8 protein-coding genes are annotated in these 15,099 nt (G+C 72.3%); 5 read left to right on the top strand and 3 right to left on the bottom strand.

Annotated elements, in window-relative coordinates; all coding sequences use genetic code 11:
- Nucleotides 1-270 precede the first annotated feature (270 nt).
- Both IG08_RS0141325 and IG08_RS0141320 read left to right on the top strand, forming a co-directional pair.
- Nucleotides 271-2,370 (top strand): asparagine synthase-related protein, encoded by a 2,100-nt coding sequence (locus tag IG08_RS0141325; RefSeq protein WP_030615652.1) that lies wholly within the window; start codon nucleotides 271-273, stop codon nucleotides 2,368-2,370.
- Between the two features lie 188 nt (nucleotides 2,371-2,558).
- Nucleotides 2,559-6,026, top strand: coding sequence for an ATP-binding protein (locus IG08_RS0141320; protein ID WP_030615649.1), 3,468 nt, complete (start codon nucleotides 2,559-2,561; stop codon nucleotides 6,024-6,026).
- A 9-nt stretch (nucleotides 6,027-6,035) separates the two neighbouring features.
- Here IG08_RS0141320 and IG08_RS0141315 read toward each other — a convergent pair whose 3' ends face one another.
- Nucleotides 6,036-7,940: a sigma-70 family RNA polymerase sigma factor gene (locus tag IG08_RS0141315; protein ID WP_030615646.1), complete on the bottom strand. Its 1,905-nt coding sequence runs from the start codon at nucleotides 7,938-7,940 to the stop codon at nucleotides 6,036-6,038.
- Nucleotides 7,941-8,240: 300 nt separating this feature from the next.
- Nucleotides 8,241-9,020 carry a TetR/AcrR family transcriptional regulator gene (locus tag IG08_RS0141310; protein WP_078655938.1) on the bottom strand — a complete coding sequence of 260 codons (780 nt, stop codon included), beginning with the start codon at nucleotides 9,018-9,020 and terminating at the stop codon, nucleotides 8,241-8,243.
- Between the two features lie 374 nt (nucleotides 9,021-9,394).
- Between IG08_RS0141310 and IG08_RS0141305 the strand changes: the two genes are divergently transcribed.
- Both IG08_RS0141305 and IG08_RS0141300 read left to right on the top strand, forming a co-directional pair.
- Entirely contained in the window at nucleotides 9,395-10,774 is a 1,380-nt protein-coding gene (locus tag IG08_RS0141305) for an NAD(P)/FAD-dependent oxidoreductase (RefSeq protein WP_030615639.1), read from the top strand.
- Between the two features lie 222 nt (nucleotides 10,775-10,996).
- Nucleotides 10,997-12,646 carry an ATP-binding SpoIIE family protein phosphatase gene (locus tag IG08_RS0141300; protein WP_030615636.1) on the top strand — a complete coding sequence of 550 codons (1,650 nt, stop codon included), beginning with the start codon at nucleotides 10,997-10,999 and terminating at the stop codon, nucleotides 12,644-12,646.
- 24 nt (nucleotides 12,647-12,670) lie between these two features.
- Here the strand turns inward: IG08_RS0141300 and IG08_RS0141295 are convergent, their stop codons facing one another.
- Nucleotides 12,671-13,960 (bottom strand): MFS transporter, encoded by a 1,290-nt coding sequence (locus IG08_RS0141295; protein WP_199821015.1) that lies wholly within the window; start codon nucleotides 13,958-13,960, stop codon nucleotides 12,671-12,673.
- Nucleotides 13,961-14,089: 129 nt separating this feature from the next.
- Between IG08_RS0141295 and IG08_RS0141290 the strand changes: the two genes are divergently transcribed.
- Nucleotides 14,090-14,656, top strand: coding sequence for a MarR family winged helix-turn-helix transcriptional regulator (locus tag IG08_RS0141290; protein WP_030615630.1), 567 nt, complete (start codon nucleotides 14,090-14,092; stop codon nucleotides 14,654-14,656).
- Nucleotides 14,657-15,099 lie beyond the last annotated feature (443 nt).

The following is a 15,099-nucleotide window of genomic DNA, read 5'->3' as shown; positions in this document are numbered from 1 at the left end:
ATGGGAGTTGAGGGCGCGTAGGGCGTTTTGGGGGAGCGTATCGGGGGCGCATTCGCGTCGCACCTTCCTTGCCCCGCCAGGGTGTTCGGTTCCGTGTGCGATGTCCACAGGGGGTCCGCGAGGGGGTCGCGGGGGGCCTGTGAGGAGCCCGCGAGGGCGCATTCCCCGGAGCGCAAGCGGGTCCACCGCCTCTCCGGTGCGCTTCCTTCATGGCAGCATGGGGACCGGTTCTTACGGTGCACTGGTTGTCCACAGCCTGTGGAGGCGTCCATGCGGTGGTTGGTGGGATGGAGCAGCACCGCCGCGGGTGCCCCCGAGATCGGTTCTGCGGGAGCCACCGGGAACGACGGCGAGACGGTGCACCCGGTGGGTTCCCAACTCCTTTGGGGAGACCCCGATCCGCTGTGGGCCGTCGGCGACTGGCGCCCGGACGAGGTGCGCGTGGTGAAGGCCGACGAACGCACCCGGATCGCCGTCCTCGGCACCTGTGGGGCGTCGGACGAACAACTGCGGGTCGGTCTCTTCGCCGCGCGCGGAGGGGCACTTCGGCATCTGACGGCCTGGTCCGGCAGCTACACCGCCGTCGTCCAGGTGGGGCGCCGGCTCATGGTGTGCGGTGATCTGGCGGGCGCGCGGCCCGTGTTCTACACCCCCTGGGCCGGCGGTACGGCGTACGCGACCGCCGCCCTCCCCCTCGCCGACCTCATCGAGGCCAACCTCGACTTCGGGCACCTCGCCGCGCTTCTAGCCGCCCCCGACGTACCGGCCGCGCTGCACGACTCCACCCCCTACGACGGCGTACGGCGCATTCCGCCGGGGCACGCGCTGATCCTGCGTGCCGGGGCGCGCGAGATCGCCGGGTACGAGGCGGTCGCCTCCCTCGCCGTCGCCGCGCCCTCCGCCGACCCGGACAGCGCGGTGGACGCGGTACGGGACGCGCTGGTGGACGCGGTACGCGCGCGTCTGTCGGCTCCCCGGCATGTTCCGGGCGCCGACATCGACCCCGGGCCGGTGCCCGGGATGGGGCCCGCCGAACGGCGTGCCGCGCGCGGGATGCCGGTGCCGGGGATCGGGGCGGACCTGTCGGGCGGGCCGGCCTCGGGAACGCTGGCCCTGCTGGCGGCCGGGCTGCCGGGGGCGCCGGGCACGGTGCTGGGGCACGGCACGGGGGCGGGCGAGCGCCTGCTGGCGGTCACCTTCAACGACCTGACGGTCGGCGGACGCGAGGCCGAACTGGAGCGGGCGGGATCGCTGGCTGCCAACCCCCGCCTGCACCACGTGGTCGTGGCCGGCGGCGAGGAGACCCTCCCGTACGCCGACCTGGACGGCCCGCTGACCGACGAGCCCAGCCAGTCCCTGGTGACGGCCGCCCGCCACCGCGCACGCCTCGCCGCCGGCAGCGCGGACCACTTCACGGGCTACGGTGCCCGCCAGGTCCTGGACGCCCACCCGGCCCGTCTGGCGGACCTGTTGATGGACCGCAAGCGCCGCCACCTCGTACGTCCCGTCGCCGCGCTGGCGAAGGCGGACGGTTCGGTACTGGTCCCCGCGCGCGTGTACGGCGCCGCCCGGCGCCTGGCCCGCACTCCCTACCGCACCGGCCTGGAAGACCTCGCCGACCGCCTCCTGAACCGCCGCTTCGACGAACCCGGAGGTGCCGTGGGGGCGTCTCTCGCAGCGCTCACCTGGGCCAGACCGGGCCCGGCGGCGCGGTGGCTGACGGGGGAGGCGCTGGCTGAAGTATCGGTTCGTCTGCAAGGGGCCACGCTCCGCTCGGGAGTGGGACCCGGCCAACGCCCGGGCGACTTCCGCGCGCGTGCGGCGCTGGCGCGGCACGCGGCGGATCTGCGGGTGCTGGAGCAGGCGGCCGAGGTCCGCTTCCAGCGACTGCACGCGCCGTTCCTCGACAACCAGGTCGTCCGCGCCTGCCGAGCCCTCCCAGAGGCACTCCGGGTCCAGCCGGGCGCCCGCGCGGAGATCCTCCGTACGGTGTTGCAGGGCGCCGGCATCACCGACCTCCCACCCGGCTGGGGCGCCCCGTCCCACGCATCCTCGGCCGCCGCCGCCCGCACCGGCCTACGGGTCGCCTCGGACTCCCTGATGGACCTCTTCGGCACGCCACTGCTCGCGCAGGCGGGGCTGGTGGAGGCCCGAGTGGTCCGCAAGGCCCTGCGCGCGGCCGCGGAAGGCGAATCGCTTCCTCTGGACGGCCTCGCGGACCTTGTCTCCCTCGAGCTCTGGCTCGGCCGCCTGCTCGCCCGCCGCGGAACATGCTGGACGGGAACCCCGGCACGCGCGCGTGCGGTGCCGGCGGGGATCAGGCCGATGCGGGGGGCGTTGGCGTCCGGGGGCGAGGCCGCGTACGGATAGGCCCAGGCCCACATTTCCAGCCCGTCCGGCGTTTGAGGACGAGGCCGTTCAGGCCGAAGGGGGCTGGGGGCGCAGCCCCCAGGGACGCCCGCACAGGCACCGGGCGCCGCAAGGAACCCCGGGCAACCTCACCCGCCCCGCCGCCGAAACCCCGTGCCCCGCACAGGGACCCCGGACACAATGACCCGGTGCGGTACAGAATCCTGGGCGTCACCCAGGCGGAGGACGACCAGGGGACCGTCGTAGCTCTTGGTGGCTCCCGTCTGCGTGCCCTGCTCACTGCCCTCGCCCTGCGGCCCGGCGCGGTGGCCACTCCGGAGAGCCTGATCGACGAGGTCTGGACACAGGACCCGCCCCAGGACGCCCCGGCCGCCCTCCAGGCGCTGGTGGGCCGCCTCCGCCGTACCGTCGGCAAGGACGCCGTCACCTCCGAGCCCGGCGGCTACCGGCTCGCGGCGACCCAGGACGACGTGGACCTCTTCGTCTTCGAACGGTTCGTACTACAGGGCACCGCCGCCCTGGCCCGCGGCGACGCACAGACGGCCGCCCGCACCCTCGACGCGGCCCTCGCACTGTGGCGCGGCCCCGCCCTCGCCGACCTCCCCGACCGCGCCGCCGCGACCCGCCCGGAGGCGCTGCACCTGGAGGCGACCCGGGCCCGGCTCGGCGCGGCCCTGCTGCTCGGCCACGCCTCCGACGTCGTACCGGAGTTGAAGGAGATGACGGCGGCGCACCCGTACGACGAACCGCTGCACGTCCTGCTCATCCGTGCCCTGCGCGACACCGGCCGGGGCGCCGATGCCCTCGCCGCGTACGAAGCCGCGCGCCGCGCCCTCGCCGACGACCTCGGCACCGACCCCGGGCCCGAACTCCGCGCCCTGCACACCGAGCTGCTGGCCCCGACGGAGCCGCACACGCCGCCCGCCCGCACCGCCGTAGGCCCCGGATCCGGCGGCAACATCCGCCCCCGGCTGACGACTTTCGTCGGGCGGGAACCTGAACTCGACGCCATCCGTTCCGAATTGCACAGGGCCCGTCTCGTCACCCTCACCGGACCGGGCGGCTCCGGAAAGACCCGTCTCGCCGAGGAGGCCGCCGCCGGGCTCCCGCAGGCGTGGCTGGTCGAGCTCGCCCCGCTCGACCAGCCGGAGGCGGTGCCGGGCGCGGTGGTCAGTGCGCTCGGTCTGCGCGAGACCGTGCTCAGGACCACCGAGCTGACGGGCTCGCAGGACGACCCGGTCGCCCTGCTCGTCGAGTACTGCGCCCCGCGCAGCCAACTCCTGCTCCTTGACAACTGCGAACATGTCATCGGCGCGGCGGCCGATCTCGCCGAGACGCTCCTCACCCGCTGCCCGGGGCTCACGATCCTCGCCACCAGCCGTGAACCCCTCGGAGTCCCCGGCGAGTTGGTGCGCCCGGTCGAGCCCCTGCTCCCCGCCCAGGCGCACCGCCTCTTCGCCGAGCGTGCCGCCGCCGTCCGCCCCGACACGGACACCGTGCTCGGCGACAAGGAGGCCGTCGCCGAGATCTGCCGGCGCCTCGACGGGCTGCCGCTCGCCATCGAGCTGGCGGCCGCCCGGCTGCGGCTGCTCACGCCCCGGCAGATCGCCGACCGTCTCGACGACCGCTTCCGCCTCCTCACCGCCGGGAGCCGCACGGTCCTGCCCCGCCAGCAGACCCTGCGGGCCGTCGTCGACTGGTCCTGGGACCTGCTCGACGAACGGGAGCGGACGCTGCTGCGCGAGGTGTCCGTCTTCGCGGGCGGCTGGGATCTGGAAGCGGCGGAAGCCGTGTGCGGCGAATCGGCCGCGGAGCTGATCGGGGCGCTCGTCGACAAGTCCCTGATCGTGGCCGGTCCTTGTGAAGCGGACAGGGTGAAGTCGGCTGCGGAACCCCGCCCCGCAAGGGCGCGGGGCGGTATCGACATGCGGCTCCGCCACGATGAGGGTCCCTCCCGCCCATGGGTGTCCCCCCGCTCGAGCGAAGTCGAGAGTGGGGGAGAAGCCGGGAGTGGCGGAGCGACCAGCCCCCACCGGCCCGCGGCAGACGAACCGCACAACCAGCGGAGCGCTGAGCGCCCCGGCAGCGACGGCATGCGCTACCGCATGCTGGAGACCATCCACGAGTACGCCGTCGAGCGCGCCGCCGAGCTCCCCGAACTGCGTGCCGCGGCCGAGCGCCGGCACCGCGCGTGGGTGCGCGCGCTCGTCGAGGAGGCCGAGCCCCTGCTGCGCTCCGCCGGCCAACTGCCGTGGATGTCCCGCCTGGAGACCGAGCTGGACAACATCCGGGCCGCCCTCCACCGTGCGATCACCGCCGCCGACGAGGCGGAGGCCGGCGCGCTCACCCTCGCGATGGGCTGGTTCTGGTGGCTGCGCAACTACCGCCGCGAGGGCGCGGAGTGGACCGACCGGGTGGTGCGCCTGGGCGCGGCCCTGGACACGCCCCCGGGCTCGGCCCCGGACCCTGTGGACGCCTTCCTCGCCTCCCCCGACCGGGAGACGCGCCATCCCCTGCACACCCTGCGGATGGACGTCCGGATGCTGCATCTCTTCCTCAGGGCCGAGGTCGATCCCTTGGACGGGCTGGACGACCGGATGCGCCAGTACGCCGAGCTGGTGCGGGCGCACTTCGAGCGGGGCGGCCCGGACGCGGCCCGGCTGCCGGGGCTCGTCTGGCCGATGATGACCTTCATCCTGAGGGGCCCGCAGGACGTCCGGGCCGTCATGGACATCGCCGTCGCCCACTGCCGTGCCCACGGCGACGACTGGGCCGTCGCCGTCGTCCTGATGTTCCGTACGCACATGGTCGTCGACTCTCCGGGCGGTATGGCGGGCGTGGACGACGACCTCGCGGAGCTGCGGGTGCTCACCAGCCGCTCCGGCGACCGCTGGCTGGCGGCCCAGGTCTGCAGCGCGGCCGGCGAGGCCGCCATGGCCCGCGGCCGGCCGGCCCAGGCCAAGGGGGAGTACGAGGAGGGGTTGCGGCTCGCCTACGAGGTGGGGGCGTACGCCGAGACGCCGTTCCTCATCGCCCGGCTCGCCGAGATCGCGTACCGCACGGGCGACCGCCAGGCCGCGCTGACCACGCTGGAGGAGGCGCGCGTCGCCGGCGAGCGCTACGGCGTTCCGGAGGCCCGGGCGTACGTCCGGCTGCTGCGGGCCCACATGGCGCTGGACGACAAGGACACCGCCCGCGCACGCGAGTTGGTGGACGCGGTCCGCGCGGAGATCGGGCAGACCTCGCCGCCACCCCAGTTCACGGTCATGCTGAACTCGGTCGAGGCGATGGTGACGGTCGCCGAGTCGGGCCCGGAGAACGGACTGCCGAAGCTGGCCGACACCATCCGCGAGGCGATCGAGAAGCGGTGCGCCGACGTGATCGTGGCGACGCTCGTGGACTGCGCGGCCGCCCTGCTCACCGATCTCGGGGACCACCCGCGCGCGGCCCGGCTGCTCGCCGCCGCGGAGCAGTGGCGCGAGGGCGAGCCGCGCCCCCACCCGGAGGACACGCAGGCAGAGAGCGCCGAGGCCGCCGCCCGCGCCGGACTGGGCCCCGTGCGGTACGCGACGGAGCACAGCCGGGGCGCGGCCCTCACCCCGGCCGACGCACTCGGCGAACTCGACGAGGTGCTGGGCGCCCACCGAGCCCTGTGAGCAGGTGCGCTACGAGCAGGTGAACTTCGACTCCGCCCAGTCCGCGAGCAGCAGGTCGTCGAAGTGGCTGTGCGGCTCGACCACCAGCCGTACGGTCTTGCGCCCGGCGAGGTTCACATGGACGGGCACCGCCGCGTCCCCGCCCTCGACCATCCCGGACTTCCACAGCCGGACCCCGTCGGCGTAGACGGAGAAGTACATCTTGCCGAGCCCCAGCGTCATGTCGTCGACGCCGACCAGCGCGTCGTAGGCGGTGCACTCGCGGTTGAGGTCGATCGTGACGGAGGACCGGCCGTGGACGGTGACTCCGTGCGCGTACTCCTTGTCGGCGATCGAGACGCCGTACCGCTGCCACACCCAACTGCTCTCGCCGATCCGCATCTCGGGCCCGGTGCCGTCGCCGGTGACGTCGTAGGACAGCTCGCTCCACTGGTAGACGGCCGGCGGGGGAGGGGGCGTCGGCGTGGGAGTGGGCGTCGGTGTCGGCTTCGGTTTCGGGGTGGGCGTGGGAGTCGGGGTCGGAGTGGGCTCCGGTTTCGGGGTGGGCGTGGGAGTCGGGGTCGGTGTCGGGGTGGGCGCGGCGACGATCATCGGCGGCTTCGGCTCGGGCTCCTTCTTCGGGGGCTTGGGCGTCTGCTCGGCGGGCTCGACCACCGGCGCGGACTCGGGCGGCTTGGCGTCCGGCTTCCTGGCCGGGCTGTCGTCGTTGATCAGCGCGAACACCACCGCCGCGGTCGCCACGGCGACCACACCGGCCGCGATACCGGCCTTCACCGGCGCACCCAGCCCCTCGGAGGCCGCCGCACCGCCCCCGGCGCCCGCTCCGCCCGACGAGCCGCTCGCCGCGGCGGCGGCGCCCGCGGCACCCGCCGCTCCCGCTCCGGCACCGCCGGCGATGAGCGCGGCCACCTTGGCGTAGCCGGCGGCGCCGAACCAGCCGATGACCGCGATCGGTACGACGGCGGGGATGCCGCCGGCGACTTCCTTGATCTGGCCCGCGGCCAGTCGGCACTTGGCGCACTCCTCCAGGTGCTTGCGCAGTCCCCGCTCGGCACGGGTACGCAGGCCGCCGCGGGCGTAGGCGCCGAGCCGGTCGGCGTAGCGGGCGCACTCCTCGTCGGTGGTGAGGGTGGTGCTGACATGGGCCTGGAGATAGGCCTGCTTGAGACCCTCGCGGGCGCGGCTGGCGAGCACGCGCGTGCCGTTGGCGTCGAGCCCGAAGAGCGTGGCCACCTCGCTCGGCGACTCGTCCTCGACCTCGGTGTGCCACAGCACGGCCTGCCAGCGCTCGGGCAGCGACCGGAAGGCCTGCATGGCCATGGACTGCTCGGCCTCGTGCATCGCGCGTACGTCTGCGCCGAGGTCCAGAGTGTCGTCGTCGGACACCTCGGACGAGCGCGCGGCCTGCGCGGCGAACACCGCGAAGTCGTCGACCAGTTGTTCCCGCTTCGCCGACTTCGTCCAGGAGGCGGCCACGCGCCGGACGGTCGTGAGCAGATACGCGCGTACGGCGTGCTCGGGGCCGGAGCCGCCGCGCACCGCCTGCAGCATGCGGGCGAAGACCTCGGCGGTGAGGTCGTCGGCGGTGTGGGCGTCACGGCAGCAGGTGCGGGCGTACCGGCGCACCGCCTCCGCGTGACGGCGGTAGAGCGCCTCGTAGGCCGTGTCGTCGCCCGCGCGCATCCGCTCGATCAGATCGGCGTCGGACGGCGGCACCTCCCGCGGTGGCGGCAGGACGCTGTTCTCGCGCCGGTCGCGCTGCGTCGGCACGCTGCCCTCGACGGGCTCGCCGCCCTGTGCCGGGATGCCGGCCTGTGGGATGCCGGCCCGGCTGCCCTGCCCCGGCACCTGTGGGGTGCCACCGGCCTGTCCGTCATCCTCACCGAGTGGCTCGTCGCGCCCGTCCACACTCATCGCGGAATGCCCCCGCCGCCAGCCCAACCAGTCCCGAACACCGGGTCAGAGTGCCATATTGGCTTTTGGTCAGTACCGCTCAGTGCGGTGCATCCACTCGTCCGTGGGGTTTTCCCGCGAGGCAGTACTAGCCGTCACTCTTTGGGGGAAGGCTCAACTGACGCTCTGTGGGCCGGAGTTGAAGTACATGCCCGACATGCCCGGCACCGTCCCGGGCAGAGATCGGGGCGTGAGCGCCGAAGCGCCCACGCCCCACAGTCACCTTTTCGAGTCACCCGCCACGGGAAGACGACGCCCCGCTCACACAGGCCGCGACCGCAACCCCTCCAGCAGGATGTCCAGCAGCCGCGCCGAGGCCGCCGCCTGCTGCGCCGCGTCCGGCAGCGAGGGCGCGGCCGTCGCGATCACCAGCAGTACGTCCGCCACCGACACGTCGGCCCGCAGCTCCCCGGCCGCGCGCGCCCGCTCCACGAGCCGGCCCACGACCTCGAGCAGCGCCGCCGCTCCGGTGTCGTCGTCCGCGGAGACCGCCGGGTCCTCCTCCGGTACCAGTCGCAGCTCACCGCTGCCCGGCTGGGTCCGCTGCTGCGGCACCCGCGCCCCGTCGAACCCGTCGCCGTCGCCATCCTCCGCGACGCCGACCCGCAGCACCTGCGGCGGCAGCAGCCGCCCGGCGCCGGACGCGACCGACGTCCGCAGGAAGCGCGACAGCGCCGACCACGGCTCGTCCTCCTGACCGAGCGCCGCCCGGGCCTGGTCGGTCAGCCGGGAGGTCTCCTCCTCGGCTATCCGCCGTACCAGGACGTCCTTGCTCGGGAAGCGCCGGTACACCGTGCCGACACCGACCCGCGCGCGCCGCGCCACGTCCTCCATCGGCGCGCCGTATCCCAGCTCGCCGAAGACCTCGCGCGCCGCACGCAGTACGTGCTCCAGATTGCGCTGTGCGTCCACGCGTAGCGGCGTCGTACGCGAGGCATCCCCGCGTCCGTTGCCCGCCGCCGCGCCCAATGCTCCGCCCATCGCACCGCCACCGGGTGCGATGGCCGACGCGGTAGACCAATGAGAGTCCTGAATGTGCATAAGTGATCCCCCGGTAATGACGTCTCCCCCCGGAGACTCTCCCCGCCATCGAAAGCCGGAGCGTGCGGAACGGGCCCGGATCCCGGATACCTGTCGCGGACCCGATGAGCGCATCCCCCTACACCCCGTCGACACACGAACATAGTTGAGTGGGGGTCAATTCAGAAGGGGCAGGTTCCGCACGGAGCGCCCCCCGATCGGAGTACGGGTCGTAAACGCCCCGATTGCACCCCCTCCAACCACCCGGCGCACACCTGTTGACCTGCGGTCCTTCCACGCGCTCCGGAGATTCGGCCAACCCGGCGCGCCGACGGCCCGCGGTCACACAAATTGCCGGGGCTGTGGACAAACGCAAGCGTCGGGTGCGTCATGGGATGGTGAAGGAACGTGCGCGCATTCTGGTTGTCGGCGGCGGCTACGTCGGGATGTACACGGCTCTGCGTCTCCAGCGGAAGCTGAAACGGGAACTCGGGCGGGGTGAAGTCGAGATCACCGTCGTCACACCCGACCCTTACATGACATATCAGCCGTTCCTCCCGGAGGCGGCCGCCGGTTCCATTTCGCCCCGCCATGTCGTCGTACCGCTGCGCCGCGTCCTGGACCGCTGCCGGATCGTCATCGGCGAGGTCACCGCGATCGACCACGCCAAACGCACCGCCGCCCTCATCACGCTGGCCACCGAGGAGGAGAAGACGGGCTCCGAGCAGCTGACGTACGACGAACTCGTCCTCGCCCCCGGCTCGATCTCGCGCACGCTCCCCATCCCCGGACTCGCCGACCACGCCATCGGTTTCAAGACCGTCGAAGAGGCCATCGGCCTGCGCAACCACGTCATCGAGCAGATGGACATCGCCTCCTCCACCCGCGACCCCGCGATCCGCGACGCGGCCCTCACCTTCGTCTTCGTCGGCGGCGGCTACGCCGGCGTCGAGGCGCTCGGCGAGCTGGAGGACATGGCCCGCTACACCGCGCGCTACTACCACAACGTCCGCCCCGAGGACATGAAGTGGATCCTCGTCGAGGCCTCGGACCGCATCCTCCCCGAGGTCGGCGAGGAGATGGGCCGCTACACGGTCACCGAACTGCGCCGCCGCAACATCGACGTACGCCTGAACACCCGCCTGGAATCCTGCGCGGACCGGGTAGCCGTCCTCAGCGACGGCGCCCGCTTCCCGACCCGGACGGTCGTCTGGACGGCCGGCGTGAAGCCCAGCCCGCTCCTCGCCGCGACCGACCTGCCACTCAATGAGCGCGGTCGGCTGAAGTGCACCCCCCAGCTCACCGTCGACGGCGTCACGCACGCGTGGGCGGCCGGAGACGCGTCGGCCGTCCCCGACGTCACCGTCGACGAGCCCGGCAGGGAGACGGCCCCCAACGCCCAGCACGCCGTCCGCCAGGCCAAGGCCCTCGGCGACAACATCGCGCACTCCCTGCGCGGCGAACCGCTGGAGACGTACTCCCACAAGTACGTCGGCTCGGTCGCCTCACTCGGCCTGCACAAAGGTGTCGCACACGTCTACGGACGCAAGCTGAAGGGCTACCCTGCCTGGTTCATGCACCGCGTCTACCACCTGAGCAGGGTGCCCACCTTCAACCGCAAGGCCCGTGTCCTGGCCGAATGGACACTGTCGGGGCTCTTCAAGAGGGAGATCGTCTCGCTCGGTTCGCTCGAACATCCCCGAGCGGAGTTCGAACTCGCGGCCGGTGGAAAGCCTCCTCACGAGCCGACGGGCGACCCGAAGGGGTCGTCCTGACCGGACCGAGGAACTCCACCGGCGGGGTAGGCGTCTGACGGATGTCGACCCGGTCGGTCACAGTGCCACACTGGTGCCCGACTTCGGACGGGCAGCCGCCCGCCCTTCGAACCCAAGAGGTTTTCCCACCGTGCTGCACCCCCGGGCTGCCGATCCCAGCCCCCCGGCCGGGCCCGGAGCCGGCCCGAAGACGCCGAAGACGACGACACGAGGCAAGGATTCGTGAACTTCACGCGCTGGAGCGCCCGGCTCCCCGGAACGCAGCGTCGCGCCGCAGCGCGGACCGATGACGTGGTCCCCACCCCCGACCGTCTGGGGGAAGGCTCCGTCCCCGCCGCCCGCGCCGAGCAGCTGACCGACGAGGCACTGCCGGTGCCCGCCGTCGACGAACTACCCGTCCGCGAGGTCCTCGACCGCGTCCCGGCCCTCGTCGCCCTCGTCCACGGCCCCGACCACCGCCTCGCCTACGTCAACGACGCCTACGTCGCCGCGTTCGGCCTGCGACCACCGGGCGAACCGGCGCGCGAAGCACTCCCAGAACTGGACGAGATCGGCCTGCTCCCGCTCCTCGACCAGGTCCTGCGCAGCGGCAAGCCCCGCACGGTCAAGTCCCGCAAGGCCCCCGGCGGCCGCTCGTACACCTTCACCTGCACCCCGGTGACGGAAGGCGACGGCGGTGGCGGTGGTGGTGTCCTCGTCTTCGCCACCGACGTCACCGACCACGCCGAGGCCGCCGAACGCCTCAGAGCCAGCGAACGCCGCCAACGCGAAACGGCGGTCACTCTCCAGCGCTCCCTGCTCCCGCAGGAACTGGAAGAACCCGACGACCTGCGCATCGCGGCGACCTACCAGCCGGGCGGCACGGAAGCCGCGGTCGGCGGCGACTGGTACGACGTGATCACCCTCGGCGGCGGCCGGACGGCCCTGGTCATCGGCGACGTCATGGGCCGAGGAGTGCGGGCGGCCGCGGTCATGGGTCAACTCCGCACGGCGGTCAGGGCGTACGCCCGCCTCGACCTCCCCCCGCACGAGATCCTCCAGCTCCTGGACGGCCTCGCCATGGAGATCGACGCCAACCAGATCGCCACCTGCGTCTACGCCATCCACGACCCGAACGAGGGCCGGCTGGTGTACGCCTCGGCGGGCCACCTGCCCATCCTGGTCCGCGACGAGAGCGGAGTCGTCCTGCGCGCCGACGAACCCACCGGCCCGCCCCTCGGCACGGGCGGCTGGATGCACACGTCGGGCTCGATCGCCCTGGGCCCCGGCTCCACGGCGGTCCTCTACACGGACGGCCTGGTGGAACGCCGTGACGAGGACCTGGACGAGGGCATCGCGGCGCTGGAGCGAGCGCTGTCGGGCGCGACGGGAACGCCCCAGGTGGTCTGCGACCGCCTGGTCCGCTCGGCGGGCGTCACCGCGGACCACGACGACGACGTGGCGGTCCTGGTCCTCCAGCACCCGGCCCACACGGGCCCGGACAGCGAGCTCTTCCGCAACGCCGCCCTGGAACTCCTGGGCGGCGTCGAAGCGGCCCCACGCGCGCGTGCCTTCGCCTCAGGCGTCCTGACGAGCTGGCGTTTCCCGGTCGATCTGCACGACCTGGGTGTCCTGGCGGTGAGCGAACTGGTGGCGAACTCCCTGCAGCACGGCACCCCACCGATGCGCCTGCGCCTGCGCCGCACCGACCGCCGCCTGATCGTGGAGGTCACGGACGGCGACGACCACCTGCCGAGGCGCCGCCGAGCAGAGCCGGGCGACGAGTCCGGCCGCGGCATCGCCATAGTGGCGACGATCGCCTCGAACTGGGGCTCGCGACGGACACCGGGCGGCGGCAAGGCGGTGTGGTGCGAGTTCGCCCTGTCGAAGTGACCGACGTCGGTTGAGGGGTGCAGGTCAGGCGTGCGCCCGTTCCTGGCCCGCCGGCTTCGTGCCGCCCTGCGCCACCACCCGGCTCTTCGCCAGCCACGGCTGATCCTGTACGGCCGTCAGCTGCCGCCCGAGCCGCACCGCGAGGAACGTGATCCCCAGCGAGAACAGCAGGAACATCACGATGTACGGCGCGTGCAGCGAGGCCCCCATGGGCCCGCCCACCGCCGGCCCGACGGCCAACGCCAGCTGCTTCACCAGGGCGAACGCGGAGTTGTACTGCCCCGCCATCCCCTCCGGCGCGAGATCGGCCACCAGCGGGGCAACGGTCGGCGACAACATCGCCTCACCCAGCCCGAACAGCGCGTACGTCGAGACGAACGCCGCCGTCGCCATCTCCTGGCTGCCGTGCCCGAGCCCGGCATACCCGGCCGTGACCCAGGCCACGGCCCAGATCAGCCCCACACCGGCGATGACCCGCGACCGCCGGCGCCGCTCCACGAACTTCAGCACGGCGAACTGCGCCACGACGATCATCGCGGTGTTGGCGGCCAGCGCCGTCCCCAGCGCGGAGGTCGAAATCCCGGCGGCCTCGACGCCATACGCGCTCAGCCCCGACTCGAACTGCCCGTAGCAGGCGAAGAACAGCACGAAACCCAGCACGCACAGCTGCACCATGGCCCGGTTCCCGAGCATCCGCTTCCAGCCGCCCTTCGCGGACTCCGCCGGCGCGTTCCCGATCTTCGGCGAGTGCGGCATCCGCACCGTCACCATGACCACGGCCAGCAGCAGGAACATCGCCGCCTCGATCGAGAACAGCAGCGTGAACGACCCGGCGCTGGACGCGTCGACGAGGTGCCCGCCGATGAGTCCGCCGACCCCGAGCCCCAGGTTCTGCAGGAAGAACTGCATCGCGAACGCCCGCGACCGCGTCTCCGCCGTGGAGCACTCCACGATCATCGTCGCGAGCGCCGGCTGCATCACGGCCTGCCCGGCCCCGAGAGCGGCCGCCGACAGCAGCACCGTGGTCTGGCTGCTCGCGAGCCCCAGGCTGAGCGCACCCAGCGCGGCGGTGACCAGGGCGGTGAGCAGCACCGGTAGCGGGCCCCGCCGGACGATGGCCCGCCCGGCGAAGGGCAGCACGACCAGTGCCGCCACGGCGAAGACGGCGAGGACGAGCCCCGCCGTCATGGCTCCCAGTCCCCGCACCTGCGCCACATAGACGTACAGGTACGGGACGGTGAAGCCGAGCCCGAACGCACTGAGTGCGTTGCCCACGTGAATCCGGCGCATCGCTGCGCCCATCGCCCTGGTCACGTTCACCTCTCTCAGGTAGTTGGAGTCCCTCAGTACTTAGAACCGAAGACTTCAAAGCTAAAGTTAGAACCTAAACAGTACATCTAGAAGAACTTCAACGCCAATCAGTCCCGTGCGATACTTGCGCCCATGGGCGACACCCCCGGCAACGTCGGCACCGGCATCGGCAGCGAGCCGACCCTCGACGAGCAGATCGCCGCCTACCAGCGCGAGTTCCGGGACCTCGACCCACAGGTCGAGCAGATCGTCTCCGCGCTCTCCCGCCTGAACCGCCGTATGAACGTCGCCTACGGCCGTCAGACCTCGGCCCTCGGTATGAGCAACGCCGAGTGGGAGGTCCTCAAGGCCCTCGTCCTCTCCGGTGCCCCCTACCAGATGGGCCCCGGTGACCTGGCGAAGCGCCTCGGCCTCACGCCGGCCGCGATGACCCACCGGATCGACCGCATGGTCACCGAGGGTCTGGTCACCAGGGAGCGCGACGAGTCCAACCGGGTCCGCGTGATCGTGGAGCTGACAGTCGAGGGCCGCGAGAAGTGGCTGGAGGCGATGCGCATGGCCACGGTCTTCGAGGAGGACCTGCTCCAGGACCTGTCCGCCGAGGAGCGCACCAGCCTCGGAAACGTCCTCACCCGCCTTCTGCGCAGGGTGGAACACGCCCAGCCGGACGCCGGCGGACGCCTCAGCGACCTCGATTAAAAGATCTTGACAAGGGATGCTTGACGGTCACCTCCCACGTCTGTAAAGTTCTTCGGGTTGCCACGGGGCCGGAACGGTTCTGCGAAAACACCTCCGCTGCACAAGCGGCAACCCAAACCATCAGCACGATCTCCCCTCGGGATTGAATTCGGCGTGCCCGAATTCAATTCGATTTGGGGACGGCGGCCCGATTAGGAACTGCCGGAAGGATCCGCTAAGGTTTGAGACGTCGGAACGGCCCAACGGCCGCGAGGACAAGCCCCGCTGACTGGGGGTCAGGCCCGAATGGATCTGATAGAGTCGGAACCGCCGGAAAGGGAAACGCGGAAGCGGAAACCTGGAAAGCACCGAGGAAATCGGAACCGGAAACGGTCTGATAGAGTCGGAAACGTAAGACCGAAGGGAAGCGCCCGGAGGAAAGCCCGCGAGGGTGAGTACAAAGG

The organism is Streptomyces fulvoviolaceus, assembly GCF_000718165.1.
Classification (GTDB): Bacteria; Actinomycetota; Actinomycetes; order Streptomycetales; family Streptomycetaceae; genus Streptomyces; species Streptomyces fulvoviolaceus.
This window is presented reverse-complemented; position numbering and strand designations above follow the sequence as displayed.